The following is an 18,076-nucleotide window of genomic DNA, read 5'->3' on the forward strand; positions in this document are numbered from 1 at the left end:
GGCACCGGTACCCCCGGATCGCGGACCGCCCGTCGCTCAGACCGCCGCCGGTACCGGCCTGGCCAGCGGGAACGGGCGGCCGTCGAGGGTCCAGTGCGGGTCGATCGGGCGCAGCAGGGAGGCGTACACCTGCGCGGCGACGTCCGGGTGGCGGATCTCGCCGGTGGGCGGGCCGGCCGGGATGCCGTGCCCGGCGCAGGCGACCCAGGCTGTCCGCTCCTCGACCGTACGGCCGCCGTGGCCGCCGGCGTCCACGTGCCCGTGGTCGGTGACGACGATGACCGTCCACTGCTCCTCGGCGTAGGTCGCCCGGCCGCGGACCGCGTCGAGGAGGCGGCCGAGGCGCTCGTCGGCGGTGCGCATGGACGCCCGGTACTCGTCGCCGCAGCCCAGGAAGTGGGCGGTCTCGTCGACGGCGCCGAGGTAGACGAAGGAGGCCTCGGGGTCGGCGGCGCCGAGGACGTGGACGGCCTCCTGGACGACCTCCTCGTCCACCGCCTCCCAGGCCTCGGGGGTGTCCTCGGCGGGGGCCACGTAGGAGAGCCGGCCGGGGGCGCGGAACAGCGGGCCGCCGGACTCGTTGATCATCAGCGGGTCCCAGCCGGCCGCGACGAAGGTGCGGCGCCGGTCGCCCCGGGCGAGGCGGGTGGCAAAGTCGGGGAACACGTCGAGCCGGTTGCCGCCCAGGTGGTTGCCCCAGACCCCGTGCTTGGCGGGCTCGACCCCGGTCACGATGGTGGTCCAGCACGGCCCGGACATGGTGGGCGTGCCGTCCGCGACGGTGACCGGCACCAGGAACCCGGCCGCGGCGACCTCCTCCAGGCGCGGCATCGGCACCTGCGCCAGGTAGTCGTGGCGGACACCGTCGATCCCGACGACGAGCACGCGGGGGCGGGGCCACTGGGCAGCGGACATGGGGCGTTCCTTTCGGTCGTGCGCACCCGGCCGCGCCCGCCGAGGGCGCCGCCGACCGCGCCATGCTCCACCGACCGCCGTACCGGTCGGCGTCACCTCATCGAACGCCGGGTGTCCACGAGGTGTCGGAAGAGCGCCGGGAAGCCGCCGGGGCGGTCCGCGGCCGACGGGGACCGTACGGAACGGGCCGCCCCGCCGACCGTGCCGACGCCGCGGGCTCCGGGCGGCGGGCTCCGGGCGACTGGGCGGCAGGCGGGGAGGCGACAGATCGGCGCTACGGACGGCGGGGCAGGTCGGGGCTGCCGGCGGCGGGGCGGGTCACGACTGCGGGCGGAACTCGTGGACCACCTCGATGCGGCCGACGATGTGCCGGTTGAACTCGGCCAACTCCTCGGCGGGCACCCAGAGTTCGAGGATCGTCCGGCCGCCCGCCCGCTGGACGGGGTAGCGGGCGAGGAAGGCGGTGTCGACCTCGAAGCGGGTGACGTAGCCGACGCCGGAGGCGGGCACGTTCCAGTCCCGGGCGATCCGGATCGCGTAGTCCTCGTTGAGGACGGGGTAGAAGATCGGCTGCTCGGGCAGGCGGGGCGGCCAGGCGCGCCGGTCGGCGGCCTCGACCAGGGCCAGCTCCTCCGGGCCGGTGGGGCGCCAGAGGGTGGTGGTCGGGGGCCGCGTCGGGACGTACTGGCTGGTCATGGCAGGGACGGTAGCCGGGCCGCGACGGGCCCGGCCACCGGTTTTCCCGGGCCGGGAAGGGCGGGCGGCGGCCCGTCAGCGGTAGGCGGACTCGCCGGTGATGGCCTCGCCGAGGACCAGGGTGTGGATCTCACTGGTGCCCTCGTAGGTGAGCACCGACTCCAGGTTGTTGGCGTGCCGCAGCACCGGGTACTCGGTGGTGATGCCATTGGCGCCGAGGACGGTCCGGGCGCTGCGGGCGATCTCCAGCGCGGTGCGGACGTTGTTGAGCTTGCCGAAGCTGATGTGCGGCGGGCGGGCCGCGCCCTGCTCCTTGAGCCGGCCGATCCGCAGCGCGACCAGGTAGGCCTTCTCGACCTCCAGCATCATCTCGACCAGCTTCTGCTGGGTCAGCTGGAAGCCCGCGATCGGGCGGTCGAACTGGATCCGGCTCTTGGCGTAGTCCAGGGCGGCGGTGTAGCAGTCGCGGGCGGCTCCGACGGTGCCCCAGAGGATGCCGTAGCGGGCCTCGTTGAGGGAGGAGAGCGGGCCGCGCAGGCCGACCACCCCGGGCAGCACGGCGTCGGCGGGCAGCACCACCTCGTCGAAGGCCAGCTCGCTGGTGACGGAGGCCCGCAGTGAGAGCTTGCCGTGCACGTCGGTGGCGGTCAGGCCGCGGGTGCCGCGCTCGACCAGGAAGCCGCGCACGCCCTCCTCGGTCTGCGCCCAGACCACGGCGACGTCGGCGATGCTGCCGTTGGTGATCCACATCTTGCTGCCGGACAGCACCCAGTCACCGCCCTCACCGCCCTTGCGCACCGCCCGGGTCCGCATGTTGGCGGGGTCGGAGCCGAAGTCCGGCTCGGTGAGGCCGAAGCAGCCGATCAGTTCACCGGCGGCCATGCCGGGCAGCCAGCGCTGCTTCTGCTCCTCGGAGCCGAAGGCGTGGATCGAGCGCATGGCGAGCGAGCCCTGGACGGAGACGAAGCTGCGCAGCCCGGAGTCGGCCGCCTCCAGCTCCATGCAGGCCACCCCGTACGCCACCGCGTCGGCGCCCGCGCAGCCGTAGCCGTCGAGGTGCATGCCGAGCACGCCCAGGGCGCCGAGCTCGGGGGCCAGCTCGCGGACCGGGAAGACCCCGCGCTCGAACCAGTCGCCGATGTGCGGGCGGATGTGCTCCTCGGTGAACCGGCGGACGGTGTCGCGGATCAGCCGCTCCTCGTCCGAGAGCAGGTCGCCGACGGCGAGCAGGTCGGACGGGTCGATCCGGGTCGGCTTCGTCATCGAAGCTCCTTGTACTCTCGGCGGAATACCAGCGGAATACCGGCGAGTATCGCGCACCCGGCCGAGCGGTGGGCGGGCGCGAACGAGTGAGGATGGCGACATGTCCGACGGTGCGTACATGATCGGCGAGGTGACGGCCCAGGAGCTGGACGACTCGGCGGAGGAGTTCGCCGGGCTCCTGGTGGAGACCGTGCACGGCGGCGCCTCGATCGGGTTCCTCGCCCCGCTGGCGCCCGCCGAGGCCAGGACGTGGTGGCGGGCGCTCGGCCCGGACCTCGCGGCCGGCCGGCTGGTGCTGTGGACCGCCCGGAACCGGGCCGACGGACGGCTGGCCGGCACGGTGCAGCTGCGGCCCGCCACCACCGCGAACGGCCGCCACCGGGGCGAGGTGGCCAAGCTGATGGTGCACCCCGCCGATCGCGGGCACCGGCTGGCGGGACGGCTGCTGACGGCCCTGGAAGAACGGGCGGTGGAGCTGGGCATCCGGCTGCTGGTACTGGACACCGAGACCGGGAGCCCGGCGGAGCGGCTCTACGAGGGGGCGGGCTGGACCCGGGTCGGCTCGGTGCCGGACTTCGCGGCCGACCCGGCGGGCGTGCTCCGGCCGACCACCATCTTCTTCAAGTCGCCGACGCGCTGACGGGTCGACGGCCCGAGCGGGCGAAGCGGGCCGGGCGGGCCGGGCGGGCCGGGGGAACACGACGGATCGGAACGGAACGGGAGCAGGGCATGGCACGTTGGGCGCTGATCGTGGAGGAGACGGTGGGCACCGGGCACGACCGGACCTGGGGCAGCAAGGTGCTCGCCGAGGTCGAGGGCAGCCGCGAGGAGGCCGTCGAGGAGCTGAAGCGACTCGTCCCCTCCTACACCCCGCAGCACCCGTTCAACAGCCGGCGGCGGACGCTGCTCCGCGACGGGGACACCTACCTGCTGGTCTCGCAGGGGAGCATGCGCGACTACCACTGCGTGTTCAAGGTGTGGGAGCTGCTGTGGGACAGCGAGCGGCCGGAGGTCCAGGCGGAGCGCCTAGCCGAGGGGGACGCGGAGGACGGGTGACGGAGGGCGGGTGACAGCGAACAGATGACAGCCGACAGATAACAGATAACAGATTTCAAACTCTGTCAGCTGTCAGTCGTCACCCCACCCCGCAGAGCCGCAGCACCGCCGTCGTCGCCGCACCGGCGACCACCACCACCGGGAACGGTGCCCGGCGCAGCGCGAGCACCCCTGCGGCCAGCACGCCCGCCGGGCGGGCCCACCCCGCGAAGCCGTGCCCCTGGGTCAGCGCGCCGGTCGCGACCAGGGCCACGAGCAGCACTGTCGCCGCGACGGCCAGCAGGTGCCGCAGTCGCTCCGAGAGGGCAAGCCGGCCGGCGAGCAGCGGCCCGGCGAGCCGGTAGGCGTACGTTCCGGCCGCGAGCAGCAGAACGGCGTACAGCGGCATCATCGAACCGTCTCCTTCTCGCTCTTCACGGCACTCTCCCCGCCCACCGCGTTCTCCACGTTCTGCTCGTCCGCAGCACTCCGGGCCGCCTCCCCCGCCGCCGGCCGTCCGGCGAACAGCAGCCCGACGAGGGCCAGCAGCACCGGCAGCCCGGCCGGGACGAACGGCGTGGCGGCGACCGCGACCACCGCTCCCACCAGCGCCGCCGCACGGATGCGGCGGTCCACGAGCGAGGGCAGGACGAGGGCGAGCAGCACCGCCGGGAAGGCGGCGTCCAGGCCGAGCGCGTCCGTGTCGCCGATCAGCCCGCCCGCGAGCGCGCCGAGCAGCACCGAGACGTTCCAGACCACGAACAGCGCGATCCCGCAGAGCCAGTACACGGCGCGGCGCCGGCGCGGCTCGTTCTGCTGCAGGGCGAAGGCGGCGGTCTCGTCGGTGAGCAGCTGCGCGCCCAGCAAGCGCCGCCACCAGGGGCCGTCGAGCACGTCGGCCACGGTGAAGCCGAAGGGCAGCAGCCGGGCGTTGAGCACCAGCCCGGTGGCGACCGCGGCGAGGGCACCGCCGCCGGAGAGCACCACGCCGACCGCCGCGAACTGGGAGCCGCCCGCGAACACCAGGACGGAGAGGGCGACCGGCACCCAGAGCGGCAGACCGGCGGAGACGCTGATCGCGCCGAAGGAGGCGCCGACGAGGGCATCGGCCAGGCAGACCAGAGCGACGTCCCGGAGGGTGGCGCGCTCCAGTGTTCGGAGTAGCGAACGCATGTCCATTAGAGTGAACCGCTCCAGCCTCGTTCGTCAAGGCGAACAGGCGGACCGATCTGGCGAACGATGGCCGACGCGGTCGGTACGGTCGGCGCGACCGACCGTGGCAGCATGAACGGCGGCATCGGCCGCACCGGGAGCCGTGGACGTGGAAGGGGCCAGGAGGAAGCGTGAGTGGCGAGCATGAGTGACCAGACCACCCCGGCCACGGGCCCCGACGGCGGCACCGGCAACCGCCCCGGCGGCGGCAGCGGCAACGGGAACGGCACCGAGCTGATCGGCCAGATCGCCGCCTCGATCCGGCGCGAGCGCGAGCGCAGCGGCCTGTCGATGGCCGAGCTGGCCCGGCGTGCGGGCATCGCCAAGTCCACCCTGTCCCAGCTGGAGTCGGGTGCGGGCAACCCCAGCGTGGAGACGCTCTGGGCACTCGGGGTCGCGCTGAACGTGCCGTTCAGCCGGCTGGTCGACCCGCCGCGCCCGGTGGTCAAGGTGATCCGGGCCGGCGAGGGCCCGGTGACCCACTCCGAGCGTGCCGACTACGCCGCCACCGTGCTCTCCTCCTGCCCGCCCAACGCCCGGCGCGACATCTACCGGATCGAGGCGCAGCCGGGCGAGACCAGGGCCTCCGACCCGCACATGCCCGGCACCGTCGAGCACGTGCTGATCGGTGCCGGGCGGGCGCTGGTCGGGCCGACGGAGGCGCCGGTGGAACTGGGCCCGGGCGACTACGTGAGCTACCCGGGCGACGCTCCGCACGTGTTCCGCGCCCTGGCCCCGGACACCCTCGCGGTGATCGTCATGGAACACATCTGACGACCAGTCAGCATTCCCCCTTACGGGCACGGACTACTTCAACAGCCCGTCCAGGAAGGGGTTTCCGAACACCCGGTGCGGGTCGTGGCGGTCCAGGACGGCGACCGCCTCGTCCCAGCCGGGTCCGCCGCCGGCCCGCAGACTGTCGGGGATGGCCCGGCCGATCATGTCCGGGTCGGACCAGGCGGCGGCGTCGGTGTAGGCCCAGCCCTTGGACCACTCGACCCGCAGGCCCGCCCGGGTGCCGTCGAAGGTGCGCAGCAGCCACTGCTCCAACTCCCGGGCGAAGCGCTCCAGTCCGGGGGTGCCGGGGAAGGCCAGGACGTCCAGCCAGACCGCCGTGTCCCACTCGGGACGGTCGGCGCGCGGGCGCAGTGCGGACAGCAGCGGGGGCCGGGCGCCGGGGACGCCGGAGGCGGCCGGGTCGTCCAGGCCGGTGACCCGGATCTCCACCGCGCCGTTCACCGGGAACTCTCCCCGGGCCTGGTAGGCGGCGAGCAACTCCCGGTAGTAGGCAGCGAATTCGCTCACCACCCACTGGAGGTCGGCGCGCTTGGTGAGGATCGCGTAGCCGTTGGCGGTGACCCGCAGGGTGGTCGGGCGGACGTACTGGAGCAGGGCGCGGGAAGGGCCCCAGAGGTCGGAGTGCAGTCCGCCGGCGAGCAGGTGGGTGAGCACCTCGCCGCTGAGCAGCCGGCGCAGCAGGTCGCCGGAGAGCAGGATGTCCGTGATGTCGCCGGTGAGCCCCACCTTCGCGACCAGGTACTGGAGTTGGCCGAACAGCGGGGCCGATGCCCAGGCGCCGGCGACGATCTCCCCGGCGAGCCGGGCGACCGGCTCCGGAATGCTGTCCGAGAAGGGGTAGTTGTAGGGGCGGTCGACGGAGAGGGAGCCGAGCGGCTTGTTCGGGGTGACGCTCCAGGTCTTGAGCCAGGGGTACTCGGTGTAGGCGAACCAGATCGCCTCGACCCGGCCGTCGCGGTCCACGAACTCGGCGAGCGTGCGCGGGCCGCTCCCGCCGCCGAGGACGCCGCCCAGCACTCCCCCGAGCACTCCGCCGAGCCCGCCGCCGGTCCCGGTGCCGCTGCCGCTGCCCGGGCGGGCGAAGAGCTCGCTCGCCGGGATGTCGAGCCGGCTGACGCAGCGCAACGGGCGGTCGGCACCGGCCCGCAGCACCACCTCGGTGAGGAAGGCGCGGCCCAGGTGCACCAGGAAGGCGGCGCTGTCGGCCTCGGAGCGGTCGAAGGTGCGCAGCGTGTAGCGGCCGGTGGCCGGGTCGAGGACGACGGCGGTGAGCCGGACGACCTGGTTGCTGACCGAGCCGTAGCCGTGCCCCTCCGGCCGCGCCTCCCCGACCGCCGTGGTGGCGGTGCCGTGGCCGCCGATGGCGAGCACGCCGCCGACAGTGAGCTCGCCGGGGGCCGGGCAGGCGGTCAGGCCCAGGCCGCGCTGGGCCAGGTGCGCGAGCAGGGCCTCCATGGTGGCGCCGGTCTGCACCCGGACGGTGCCGGGCGAGTCGGCGCTGATGGCGGTGAGGTACCGGCTGGTGTCCACGAGCAGGACCCGGGCGCTCTCCGGGGTCCCGGCGGCGACGGTGAGCGGCGCCCAGGTGTGCCGGTAGCCGGAGGCGCGCAGCCGCCAGCCGTTGGCGTGCGCCCAGTCCGCGAGGGCCGGGACCTCCTCGGGGGTGCGCGGCGCGCAGGTCCACAGCTGGTCGGTGCGGATCTCGCCGGACCAGTTCTGGAAGACCCGCTGGTAGAGCTCGGTGCCGGCGGGCAGCCCGGGCGGTACGGGCCCGGCGGCCTCGGCGCTGTCCGGGCCGACGGTGCCGCGCAGCAGCCAGGCCGCGCCGCCGAGCACCGCCGACGCGCCCAGCAGCTGTCGGCGGGTGAGGCCGTCGGTGGTGCTCCTCCGCGGGCCCGCCGGGGCCGCCGGGGCCGTCGACGAGGCTCTCACCGGGGCCTGCGCCCGGGCGCCCGCGGAGGCCTCCGTCGGGGCGTCCGCAGCGGCGTCCACCTGGGCGTTCATGCGGGTATTCATGGGGGTCATCCCCTCCGGTGTCGCCCCGTCACCCGTTCCGCCCCTCGGGCCGTGTCCTGTGGTCATCCGTCCGTCCGCCCCTTCGCGCTGGTCCCCCCGGGCCGAGCTGCGGCGATCCGGGTCCGGCCGGAATCCGCCCGGCCCGGTCTGGAGCGTATGGAGGGGCGTACGGCCGTTTGAAGCACCCGCCGGGGATCTCACTCCTTCGAGTGAGATCGGTCCGATCCGCCCCGGGAACCCCGTCCACCTGCACAGCTCCTCGTCCGGACTCTGTTGCCCGGCTCCTCGGCGGGCGCATAGGTTGATCGCGATCACCCCACCCCGCCCGCCGGAGGCCCCGCCATACCCTCGTCCGCGAACCCGCCCGTGCCCGCGCGTCCCGTGCCCGGGCCGCTGACGGTCGCCGTCGCCCAGCCCGTCTGCGCCGCCGCCGGCCGTCCGGACACCGTGTCCGAGAACGTGGCCCTGCACGCCGAGGCGGTACGGGAGGCGGGCACCCGGCTGGTGGTGTTCCCCGAGCTGTCGCTGACCGGCTACGACCTGGCCGCACCGGCCGTCGACCCGGCGGACGCCCGGCTCGCACCGCTGGTGGCGGCCTGCGCCGCGGCCGGCGCCGTCGCCCTGGTCGGGGCGCCGGTGGTCGAGGCCGACGGGCGCGAGTCCATCGCCACGCTGGCGGTCACCGGGGAGGGCGCCGAGGTCGTCTACCGGAAGATGCGCCTGCACGGCGCCGAGGTCGAGCGCTTCACCCCGGGCGGGAAGCCCGTCGTCCTGGAGCTGGACGGTCTGCGGCTCGGCCTCGCCGTCTGCGCGGACGCCGCCGACCCGACGCACGCCGAGGAGACCGCCGCGCTCGGCATCGACGCCTACGTCGCCTCCACCCTCTACGGGCCCGGCGCCGCCCAGGCCGAGCGCCGGGACGGCCACGTCCGCGACCGGGCCGCCGCCCACGGGGTGTGGTGCGTGCTCGCGACCTGCGCCGGGGCCACCGGCGAGTACCCGGACAGCTCGGGCGGCTCCGGCGTCTGGGCCCCGGGCGGCGGCCTCGTCGCCCAGGCCGGTACCGCCCCGGGCGAGCTGGTCCGCGCCGAGGTGGCCCGTACCGGCCTGCCTCGGCAGTAGGCGCCGGGCCCGAACCGGGACCAGAACCGGAACCGGGTCACCCCCACCGGAAATACCCGGGCCCCGCTCGCGGCTGTGGTGATCGGAGATCCGTTCCGGGCCCGGTCGGGCCCGTACAGGAGGTGCAGCGCGCGATGGGTGGCCAGCAGGAGAAGCCGCAGGAGTACCGGATCGAGCACGACTCGATGGGCGAGGTCCGGGTACCGGCCGACGCGAAGTGGCAGGCGCAGACGCAGCGGGCGGTGGAGAACTTCCCGGTGTCCGGTCAGCGGCTGGAGCGGGCGCACATCGCCGCGCTGGCCCGGATCAAGGCGGCAGCCGCCCGGGTGAACGCCCGGCTCGGGGTGCTGGACGAGGAGACGGCGGAGGCGATCGCGGCGGCGGCCGAGGAGGTCGCGGAGGGGCGCTGGGACGACCAGTTCCCGGTGGACGTGTTCCAGACCGGCTCGGGCACCTCGTCCAACATGAACACCAACGAGGTGATCGCGACCCTGGCCGGGGAGCGGCTGGGCCGGCCGGTCCACCCGAACGACCACGTCAACGCCAGCCAGTCGTCCAACGACGTCTTCCCGTCCTCGATCCACATCGCCGCCACCGGCGCCGTCACCCACGACCTGGTCCCGGCTCTGGAGCACCTCGCGGAGGCGTTGGAGCGCAAGGCCGCCGAGTTCGCCCGGGTGGTCAAGTCGGGCCGCACCCACCTGATGGACGCCACGCCCGTCACGCTCGGCCAGGAGTTCGGCGGCTACGCGGCGCAGGTACGGCACGGGCGGGAGCGGCTGCTGGCCACCCTCCCCCGGGTGGCCGAACTCCCGCTCGGCGGCACGGCGGTGGGCACCGGGATCAACACCCCGCCCGGCTTCCCGGAGGCCGTCATCGCGGAGGTCGCCCGCGCCACCGACCTGCCGCTGACGGAGGCCAGGAACCACTTCGAGGCGCAGGGCGCGCGGGACGCCCTGGTCGAACTGAGCGGTCAACTGCGCACGGTGGCGGTCGGGTTCACGAAGATCGCGAACGACCTGCGGTGGATGGGCTCCGGTCCGCGCACCGGGCTCGGCGAGATCAACCTGCCGGACCTCCAGCCGGGTTCGTCGATCATGCCGGGCAAGGTGAACCCGGTGCTGCCCGAGGTCGTGCTGATGGTCGCCGCCCAGGTGGTGGGCAACGACGCGACGGTCACCCTGGCGGGCGCGAGCGGCAACTTCGAGCTGAACGTGATGCTCCCGGTGCTCGCCCGCAACGTCCTGGAGTCGGTGCGGCTGCTCGCCAACAGCGCCCGGCTGCTGGCCGACCGGACGGTGGACGGCATCACCGCCAACGTCGAACGAGCCCGGGAGTACGCGGAGTCCTCACCCTCGGTGGTGACCCCGCTGAACCGCTACATCGGGTACGAGGAGGCCGCGAAGGTCGCCAAGCAGGCGCTGGCCGAACGCAAGACGATCCGTCAGGTGGTGCTGGAGCGCGGCTACGTCGAACAGGGCAGGCTCACCGTGGAGCAGCTGGACGAGGCGCTGGACGTGCTGCGGATGACGCACCCCTAGCGGGCCGGGCCGGCCGGCGGCTGTGACACGGCTTGGTCCCGGTCGCCGGCCTCGCCTTCGCCGGAGGACGCGCGCCGGGGCGCGGCGGGCGGTTGCGCCCTACGCGCCCCGGTCACGGGCTGCGGGGAAGATCAGCCCTTGGCGCGACCGGCCCGGCCGCGCCGCATCGATGCTCCGTTCGACGTCATGGTCGCCATCGAGATCGCCGCGAGGCCGAGCAGGAACATCACGGCGCCCACGATGACGCAGGTCACGATGTTCTTGCCGTGCGCGACGGACCCGGAGACGACCCACGGGGAGATGATCGTCCAGGCACCGAGCGCGGCGGCCGCCCAGGCCCGCGCGTGGGTGCGTTCGTAGGCCGACCCGTAGCCGGCCATCAGAGCCGTGTAGGCCAGCCCGACGATCAGGCAGGTCACGGTCAGGGTGTTGTACGCGGTGAAGCCGACGATCCACGGCGATGCCGCCAGGAAGAGGCCGGCCAGGACGGCCAGGGCCTCGATGCCCTGAGCGCGGGGGGTCGAGGTGACCCGCTCGTAGCGTTCGCGCAGTTCGACGATGTCCGGATGGTGCTCCATGCCCGTCGTCGGGATATGGGTTGCCACCGATACCACCTCCTGTGGTCGGAACCGGTAAGGCGCTTGCCCCGTACCCATTCTGGCTCTTATCCAACGATTTGCACCCAATAGTCCGGAATAACCGATAACCATCGGATCACGCCGGTGACCTGCGTCTCAACGTCCGGGTCGCCATTGCCTATGCAACTCGTTGCATAGCAGGATGCGGGCCATGGCACTGGAGCACGCGATCCTCGTCTCACTGCTGGAGCAGCCCGGCTCCGGCTACGAGCTGGCCCGGCGCTTCGACCGCTCGATCGGGCGCTTCTGGACCGCCACCCACCAGCAGATCTACCGGGTGCTGCGGCGGATGGAGACGGACGGCTGGGTGGCCGCGCAGGAGGTCAGCCAGGACGGACGCCCGGACAAGAAGGTCTACTCGGCGGCCGAGGCCGGACGGGCCGCGCTGGCCGGCTGGCTGCGCGAACCGGTCGAACCGGAGACCGTCCGGCACGAGCTCGCGGTCAAGATCCGGGCCGCCGCCTTCGACGACCCGGCCGCACTGATCTCCGAGGTCGAACGGCACCGCGAGGGCCATGCCGCCCTGCTCGCCCGCTACCTGCACGGCGAGCAGCGGGACTTCCCCGACGCCACCGCGCTCGACGCGGGGCAGCAGCTGCAGCACGTGGTGCTGCGCGGCGGCATCGAGTACGAGCGGATGACCCTCGCCTGGCTCGACGACGTGCTCGCCACCCTGCGCCGCCTCTCCTCCGCCGGCTGACGGCGGACCGCCGACGACCGGCGGACGGCGGGCGACGCCCGGTCCCTGCCGCCCGCCCCTCCTCACACCCTCGACCCCCGGGAGCCCCTCGATGCTCTTCAACCCGCGCAACTACGACCCCGCACAGTTCGACGAGCCGACCCGCCGGCTGCTGCGCGCGACGGTGGACTGGTTCGAGTCCCGCGGCAAGAAGGCGCTGATCGACACCTACATCGACCGCAGCTGGTACGCCGACTTCCTGGACTTCGCCGCGCAGGAGGGCCTGTTCGCGGAGTTCCTGACCCCCGCCTCGGCCGACCCCGACAAGCGCTGGGACACCGCCCGCATCGCCGAGCTGAACGAGATCCTCGGCTTCTACGGCCTCGGCTACTGGTACACCTGGCAGGTCACCATCCTGGGCCTGGGCCCGGTCTGGCAGAGCGGGAACGAGGCCGTCCGCGCCCGCGCCGCCAAGCTGCTGGCCGAGGGCCACGTGATGGCCTTCGGCCTCTCCGAGCGCACCCACGGCGCGGACATCTACTCCACCGACATGATCCTCACCCCGGACGGCGAGGGCGGCTTCACCGCGACCGGCTCCAAGTACTACATCGGCAACGGCAACGTGGCCGGCCTGGTCTCGGTGTTCGGCCGCCGCTCGGACGTCGAGGGCCCGGAGGGCTACGTCTTCTTCGCCGCCGACAGCCGCCACGACACGTACCACCTGGTCAAGAACGTGGTGAACGCGCAGATGTACGTCAGCGAGTTCCGCCTGGAGGACTACCCGGTGCGCGCCGAGGACGTGCTGCACACCGGCCAGGCCGCCTTCGACGCCGCGCTCAACACCGTCAACGTCGGCAAGTTCAACCTCTGCACCGCCTCGATCGGCATCTGCGAGCACGCGATGTACGAGGCCGTCACGCACGCCCACAACCGGGTGCTGTACGGCAAGCGGGTCACCGACTTCCCGCACGTCAAGCGGGAGTTGACCGACGCCTACGTCCGCCTGGTGGCGATGAAGCTGTTCAGCGCGCGGGCCGTGGACTACTTCCGCACCGCCTCCCCCGAGGACCGCCGCTACCTGCTGTTCAACCCGATGACCAAGATGAAGGTCACCACCGAGGGCGAGAAGGTCATCGACCTGATGTGGGACGTCATCGCCGCCAAGGGCTTCGAGGCGGACACCTACTTCGACAAGGCCGCGAAGGACATCCGCGGCCTGCCGAAGCTGGAGGGCACCGTCCACGTCAACCTGGCGCTGATCCTCAAGTTCATGGGCAACTACCTGTTCGCCCCGGCCGACTACGCCCCGGTGCCGAGCCGCCTGGACGCCGCCGACGACGACTTCCTGTTCCGGCAGGGCCCGGCCCGCGGCCTCGGCGCGATCCGCTTCCACGACTGGCGCGCCGCCTACGACCGCCACGCCGCGCTGCCCAACGTCGCCCGCTTCCGCGAGCAGGCCGACGGCTTCTGCGCGCTGCTGCTCGAGAACGCGCCGAGCAAGGAGCAGCAGGCCGACCTGGACTTCCTGCTGGAGATCGGCCAGCTGTTCGCGCTGATCGTCTACGGCCAGCTGGTGCTGGAGCAGGCCGAGTTGACCGGTCTGACCGCCTCCGAGGACGGCGGCGACGTGCTGGACCGGATCTTCGACGCGCTGGTCCGCGACTTCTCCGCGCACGCCACCGAGCTGCACGGCAAGGCCTCGGCCACCGAGGAGCAGGCCGCCTGGGCGCTGACGAACGTGCGCCGCCCGGTCGCGGACCCGGCGCGGGACGCGCGGGTGTGGGAGCGGGTCGAGGCGCTCTCCGGCGCGTACGAGATGCGGCCGTAGGGCGGAGCGGCAGGACTCCGGGGGTGCCGGTCGGCGGGCCGGCACCCCCGGTTCACTTCTCCGGCCCACCGCCCGCGTTCACCTTCCCCGTCCGCTCCTCGGTTCACCGCTCCGGTTCACCGCTCCGGGGAAGTCCGGCCGTCGCCGAGGCCCATGTCGCGGGCCCGGGCGACCGCCTCGGCGCGCGTGGCGACGTGCAGCTTCTCGAAGATGTGGGTGATGTGGTTGCGGACGGTCTTCTCCGCGACCACCAGCTCCCGGGCGATCCGCCGGTTGTCCAGCCCGCGCGCGACCAGGCCCAGCACCTCGGCCTCGCGGGCGGTGAGTTCGGGGAAGAGCTGCCCCGCCTCCCGCATCCTCGCCCCGGCCAGCAGGGCGGTGATCCTCCCAGCCACCTCGCCGCCGAACACCGCGCCGCCCGTCGCGACCGTCCGCACGGCGTGCAGCACCTCCTCCCGCCCGGCCCCCTTGACCAGGTAGCCGCGCGCGCCCGCCTGGAGGGCGGCGAGCAGGTTCCCGTCGTCGTCCGACATGGTCAGCATCAGCACCGGCGGCGGCGCCTCCCGGGTGGCGAGCTGCCGGACGGCCTCCAGTCCGGAGCCGTCGGGCAGCGAGAGGTCCATGATCACCACGTCGGGGTGGTGCCGGGCGACCGCCCCCGGAACGTCGGCGACCCGCTCGGCCTCGGCGACCACGAGGACGCCCTCGGCGCTCTCCAGTGCCGCCTTGAGCCCCTCCCGGAACAGGGGGTGGTCGTCGACGATCAGCACACGGACGGGCGGGTCTCCGGCCGGGTCCGCGGGTTCCACCGGCTGTTCTTCATCCACCCGGCCGACACTATCAGCGGCGATCGCGTGACTTTCCGTGACGTGCGCGTGAAGCCCTCCGCGTGTCGGCCCGCCGCCCGCCGCACCCGACGGCGACGGACGGGCGGCGGGCGGGCGGGCGGCGGGCGGGCGGGCGGCGGGCGGGCGGGCGGATAACAGATGACAGTCGACAGCTGACAGATTTTGAACTCTGTCAGCTGTCGACTGTCATCTCACCGCGGCCTCGCGGCCTCGCGCCCTCACCCCTGCGGATCGGCCTGCCCCGAGCGCATGGGCCTGCTGTCCCACTCCGGCCCCAGGGCGGCGCCGGGGGTCCCGACGCGGCCCAGGACGGCGGTGACCGGTCCGCGGCGGCCGGCCCGGAGGCCGTACCGCTCCCCCGCCCGGACGTAGACCAAGTCGCCGGGGAGCAGCGGCACTTCACCGAGCTCGCCGAGGAAGGAGGAGGCTCCGGAGAGGACCACCAGGAAGGCGTCGGCGGCCCGGTCCGCGTACGGTCCGCAGACACCGACCGGGTCGAGCCGTACGGCGCCCACCTCCACCTGCCGCCAGCTCGGGGCGGGCGCGGAGCCCGACCGCTGGGCCGGGATGACGGCCCGGGGCGGGGTGGGACGGACGGTGAGCACTGCGGTCGGCGCGCCGCGGACGGCGGTGAGCCGGTAGGAGGTGCCGGGCCGGTGGTGCAGCGCCTCGCCCGGGGAGAGGATCCGGCCGGCCGCGAGCAGCCGACCGGAGAGCACCACGGTCACCGATTCGACGGATTCGTAAGGGAGTTGCTCGACCCGGACGCCCGGCGGCAGCGCCTCGACGGTGAGTCCGGCGCGGACGGCCGGCCGCTGCTCGGGGTCGATCAGCCGCTGGAACGCGGGTGCGGTGCGGGGGACGGCAGCGGGGACGAGTATCACGAGGGGTCTCCTCGGATCGAGGACTGGCAGGACCCGTCGGGGCCGGTCAGGGCCGGTCGCGGCGGGTGGCTCGGCGGCGGGCCGGGGCGGCCCGGGCGCCGGCGGTGTGCCGGGGGACGGCGAGGGTCAGGCAGAGCAGTTCCGCGCCGAGCGGTCCGGCTTCGAGGTGCAGCGTGCGGCCGCGGTGGGCCATCAGCAGGTCCCCAACGGATGCCAAGTGGTCGGTCTCGTCGGAGAGTTGCCCGACGACGGCGGCTCCGCGCAGCACGTGCAGGACGGTCTCGGTGTCGGGCCGGCCCGCGAGCACGTGGTGGGCTCCGGGGCTCAGCCGCAGGTGGTCGAAGGTCTCGCAGGCGCTGGCGAGCATCGGGCGCCGGGCGAGGGAGCGGATCCGTACCCGCTCGCCGTTCGGGCCGATGACGACCATGGCCGCGCCGGTGTCGGTGGTGACGATCACCTGGGGTCACCTTCTTCGGAGGAGGGCGGGACGGCGAGGACGGCGTGGAAGTACTCCAGTCCGGCCGTGCCGGCGGTCAGCACGGTCCGCGAGCCGAGCGGCAGCACGATCGCGGTGCCCTCGACCAGCGGCAGGCCGACCTCGGCACGCTCCGGATGGTCCTGGCGGTCCTGGCGGTCCTGGTGGTCCGGCTGGTTCGGGTGCACGGCGCCATCGGGCAGTTCGGCGAGACCGGAGCCGGCGGTGACGTAGAGCGCGTGCTCGACGCCGTCGGCGGCCACCTCGGTGCGCCGGCCCGGGTCGAGCCGTCGCAGGCCGACGCCGCGCAGCGGCCCGGCGAGCAGGCGGCCGGGGTCGACGGCGCCTCGGCGGCGCAGGTCGGTGATCACGGTGCCCGACATGACGGGCGCTCCTTCCGGTCGCGGGCGGGCGCTGCGGTCCGCCTCTGTGATCCACCGTGCGCCGCCCGTTGTCCCGGCCACACGGGGGTGTCGTCCCGTCCGGCTCCCAGCCCGCTCCCATCCGGGATCCCGGCCCCGTCCCGGCCGGATCCCGCTCCGGTCCCGCCCCGGTCGCGCCAGGGTCCTGCCCTGCTCCCGCCCTGGTCGCACCCTGGTCGCGCCCCCGGTCCGGCCGCGGCTCCTGATCCCGCGCACCGCCCTCCGCACGCACCCCGGGAACCCCGTCCGCGCGCACCCCGGGAGCCCCGTCCGCGACCGCCCCGAGCCGCCCGGAACGACGTACGGTGGAACCGGAGGCCGTGTCATGCACGTCACCGGAACCCACTTCACCCGCTTCGCCGACCGCACCGAGGCGGGCCGTCGGCTGGCCGCCCGGCTCGGCCACCTGGCCGGCCCCGACACCGTGATCGTGGCGCTGCCGAGGGGCGGCGTGCCGGTGGCCGCCGAGGTCGCCGCGGCGCTCGGCGCACCGCTGGACATCTGCGTGATCCGCAAGCTCGGCGTGCCGTACCAGCCCGAGCTGGGCATGGGGGCGATCGGCGAGGACGGCGTCCGGGTGCTGAACGAGCAGGTGATCCGGTTCTCCTCGGTCACGGACGGCCAACTGGCCGAGGTGGAACGGCGCGAGCGCACCGAGCTGGCGCGCCGGGCCCGCCGATACCGGGGTGACCGGCCGCCCGCCGACCTGCGCGGACGGACGGTGGTCGTGGTGGACGACGGCATCGCCACCGGGTCCACCGCCCGGGCGGCCTGCCGGATCGTCCGGGAGCGCGGCGCGGCGCGGGTGGTGCTCGCGGTGCCGGTCGCGCCCGCGGACTGGGCCGAGCGTCTCGACGAGGTCGCCGACGAACTGGTCTGCGTCGACACGCCGTCCCCGTTCTACGCGATCGGCGAGTTCTACGCCGACTTCTCGCAGACCGAGGACGAGGAGGTGCTGCGGCTGCTGGCCGAGGCCGCCGCCGGCGACCAACCCGGGGCCTCCACCGGGGTCGACCGGGAGCTGCCGCTGCCCGTCGCCGGGGTCCGCCTCGCGGGCCGGCTGACCGTCCCGGTCGGCGCGCGCGGGGTCGTCGTCTTCGCGCACGGCAGCGGCAGCGGCCGGCACAGCCCGCGCAACCGGCACGTCGCCGAGTACCTGAACCGCACCGGGCTGGCCACGCTGCTGTTCGACCTGCTCACCGAGGCCGAGGAGCCCGACCGGCGGAACGTGTTCGACGTGGCATTGCTGGGCGGCCGGCTGACGGCCGTCGCCCGGCGGCTGGGCCCGGCGGAGGGCGGCCCGGACGCCACCGTGCCCGAGACCCGGGGCCTGCCGCTCGGCCTGTTCGGTGCCAGCACCGGCGCCGCGGCCGCGCTGCACACCGCCGCCGAACTGGGCCCGGCGGTGCGTGCCGTGGTCTCCCGGGGCGGCCGCCCGGACCTCGCCGCGCCCGACACCCTGGCCCGGGTCCGCACCCCGACGCTGCTCGTCGTCGGGTCGCTGGACCCCACCGTGCTCGACCTCAACCGGCGGGCCCGGAGCCGACTGCGCTGCGAGACCGGGCTCGCGGTGGTGCCGCACGCGAGCCACCTGTTCGAGGAGCCGGGGACCCTGGACCGGGTCGCCGAGCTGGCCGCGGACTGGTTCCTCCGCCACCTCCCGCGCCCCGTCGGCCCCGGGAGCGCGTGACCGTCCCATTGCGC

Annotated in this window: 19 protein-coding genes; 8 read left to right on the top strand and 11 right to left on the bottom strand. The window is 74.2% G+C overall.

What is annotated here, in order from left to right; translation table 11 throughout:
- Positions 1–36 precede the first annotated feature (36 nt).
- From ACLWS4_RS01515 to ACLWS4_RS01525, 3 genes are all read right to left on the bottom strand, one after another.
- Positions 37–915, bottom strand: coding sequence for an alkaline phosphatase family protein (locus ACLWS4_RS01515; protein WP_416873109.1), 879 nt, complete (start codon positions 913–915; stop codon positions 37–39).
- 318 nt (positions 916–1,233) lie between these two features.
- Positions 1,234–1,611 carry a hypothetical protein gene (locus ACLWS4_RS01520; protein WP_049652263.1) on the bottom strand — a complete coding sequence of 126 codons (378 nt, stop codon included), beginning with the start codon at positions 1,609–1,611 and terminating at the stop codon, positions 1,234–1,236.
- Positions 1,612–1,686: 75 nt separating this feature from the next.
- Positions 1,687–2,874: an acyl-CoA dehydrogenase family protein gene (locus ACLWS4_RS01525; RefSeq protein WP_049652265.1), complete on the bottom strand. Its 1,188-nt coding sequence runs from the start codon at positions 2,872–2,874 to the stop codon at positions 1,687–1,689.
- Positions 2,875–2,974: 100 nt separating this feature from the next.
- Here ACLWS4_RS01525 and ACLWS4_RS01530 point away from each other — a divergent pair, with 100 nt between their 5' ends.
- Positions 2,975–3,514 carry a GNAT family N-acetyltransferase gene (locus ACLWS4_RS01530; protein WP_416873110.1) on the top strand — a complete coding sequence of 180 codons (540 nt, stop codon included), beginning with the start codon at positions 2,975–2,977 and terminating at the stop codon, positions 3,512–3,514.
- Positions 3,515–3,603: 89 nt separating this feature from the next.
- A complete protein-coding gene (locus tag ACLWS4_RS01535) occupies positions 3,604–3,930 on the top strand; it encodes a hypothetical protein (RefSeq protein ID WP_416873111.1) in 327 nt (108 codons plus the stop codon).
- A gap of 79 nt (positions 3,931–4,009) precedes the next feature.
- Here the strand turns inward: ACLWS4_RS01535 and ACLWS4_RS01540 are convergent, their stop codons facing one another.
- Positions 4,010–4,318, bottom strand: a complete 309-nt coding sequence (locus ACLWS4_RS01540) for an AzlD domain-containing protein (RefSeq protein WP_369808302.1) — start codon at positions 4,316–4,318, stop codon at positions 4,010–4,012.
- A complete protein-coding gene (locus ACLWS4_RS01545; protein ID WP_416873112.1) occupies positions 4,318–5,082 on the bottom strand; it encodes an AzlC family ABC transporter permease in 765 nt (254 codons plus the stop codon). Before ACLWS4_RS01545 ends, ACLWS4_RS01540 begins: the two co-directional genes overlap by 1 nt.
- A gap of 174 nt (positions 5,083–5,256) precedes the next feature.
- Between ACLWS4_RS01545 and ACLWS4_RS01550 the strand changes: the two genes are divergently transcribed.
- On the top strand, positions 5,257–5,895 hold the full coding sequence (locus ACLWS4_RS01550; protein WP_416873113.1) for a helix-turn-helix domain-containing protein: 639 nt from the start codon (positions 5,257–5,259) through the stop codon (positions 5,893–5,895).
- A gap of 33 nt (positions 5,896–5,928) precedes the next feature.
- Here the strand turns inward: ACLWS4_RS01550 and ACLWS4_RS01555 are convergent, their stop codons facing one another.
- Positions 5,929–7,935, bottom strand: coding sequence for a cholesterol oxidase substrate-binding domain-containing protein (locus ACLWS4_RS01555; protein WP_416873114.1), 2,007 nt, complete (start codon positions 7,933–7,935; stop codon positions 5,929–5,931).
- A gap of 366 nt (positions 7,936–8,301) precedes the next feature.
- On the opposite strand from ACLWS4_RS01555, the gene ACLWS4_RS01560 reads away from it, so the two are divergent.
- Together ACLWS4_RS01560 and ACLWS4_RS01565 are read left to right on the top strand one after the other, a co-directional pair.
- Complete coding sequence (locus ACLWS4_RS01560; RefSeq protein WP_416873115.1) at positions 8,302–9,057, top strand: carbon-nitrogen hydrolase family protein; 756 nt, start codon at positions 8,302–8,304, stop codon at positions 9,055–9,057.
- Positions 9,058–9,191: 134 nt separating this feature from the next.
- Positions 9,192–10,598 (top strand): class II fumarate hydratase, encoded by a 1,407-nt coding sequence (locus ACLWS4_RS01565; RefSeq protein WP_074004214.1) that lies wholly within the window; start codon positions 9,192–9,194, stop codon positions 10,596–10,598.
- Between the two features lie 131 nt (positions 10,599–10,729).
- On the opposite strand, the gene ACLWS4_RS01570 is transcribed toward ACLWS4_RS01565, so the two are convergent.
- On the bottom strand, positions 10,730–11,203 hold the full coding sequence (locus ACLWS4_RS01570) for an SPW repeat protein (RefSeq protein ID WP_310593178.1): 474 nt from the start codon (positions 11,201–11,203) through the stop codon (positions 10,730–10,732).
- A gap of 184 nt (positions 11,204–11,387) precedes the next feature.
- Here ACLWS4_RS01570 and ACLWS4_RS01575 point away from each other — a divergent pair, with 184 nt between their 5' ends.
- A complete protein-coding gene (locus tag ACLWS4_RS01575) occupies positions 11,388–11,936 on the top strand; it encodes a PadR family transcriptional regulator (RefSeq protein ID WP_049652276.1) in 549 nt (182 codons plus the stop codon).
- A 91-nt stretch (positions 11,937–12,027) separates the two neighbouring features.
- Positions 12,028–13,743 carry an acyl-CoA dehydrogenase family protein gene (locus ACLWS4_RS01580; RefSeq protein ID WP_416873116.1) on the top strand — a complete coding sequence of 572 codons (1,716 nt, stop codon included), beginning with the start codon at positions 12,028–12,030 and terminating at the stop codon, positions 13,741–13,743.
- Positions 13,744–13,859: 116 nt separating this feature from the next.
- On the opposite strand, the gene ACLWS4_RS01585 is transcribed toward ACLWS4_RS01580, so the two are convergent.
- The 4 genes from ACLWS4_RS01585 to ACLWS4_RS01600 all read right to left on the bottom strand — a co-directional run bounded on the left by ACLWS4_RS01585 (position 13,860) and on the right by ACLWS4_RS01600 (position 16,333).
- Positions 13,860–14,570, bottom strand: coding sequence for a response regulator (locus ACLWS4_RS01585; RefSeq protein WP_234348413.1), 711 nt, complete (start codon positions 14,568–14,570; stop codon positions 13,860–13,862).
- Between the two features lie 239 nt (positions 14,571–14,809).
- A complete protein-coding gene (locus ACLWS4_RS01590) occupies positions 14,810–15,475 on the bottom strand; it encodes a hypothetical protein (RefSeq protein ID WP_416873117.1) in 666 nt (221 codons plus the stop codon).
- A gap of 46 nt (positions 15,476–15,521) precedes the next feature.
- Positions 15,522–15,932: a hypothetical protein gene (locus ACLWS4_RS01595; protein ID WP_074004210.1), complete on the bottom strand. Its 411-nt coding sequence runs from the start codon at positions 15,930–15,932 to the stop codon at positions 15,522–15,524.
- Positions 15,929–16,333, bottom strand: coding sequence for a hypothetical protein (locus tag ACLWS4_RS01600; protein ID WP_416873118.1), 405 nt, complete (start codon positions 16,331–16,333; stop codon positions 15,929–15,931). Before ACLWS4_RS01600 ends, ACLWS4_RS01595 begins: the two co-directional genes overlap by 4 nt.
- 364 nt (positions 16,334–16,697) lie before the next feature.
- Here ACLWS4_RS01600 and ACLWS4_RS01605 point away from each other — a divergent pair, with 364 nt between their 5' ends.
- A complete protein-coding gene (locus ACLWS4_RS01605; RefSeq protein ID WP_416873119.1) occupies positions 16,698–18,062 on the top strand; it encodes a phosphoribosyltransferase family protein in 1,365 nt (454 codons plus the stop codon).
- Positions 18,063–18,076: the final 14 nt, after the last annotated feature.

The organism is Kitasatospora sp. SC0581, assembly GCF_048159585.1.
Taxonomy (GTDB): Bacteria; Actinomycetota; Actinomycetes; order Streptomycetales; family Streptomycetaceae; genus Kitasatospora.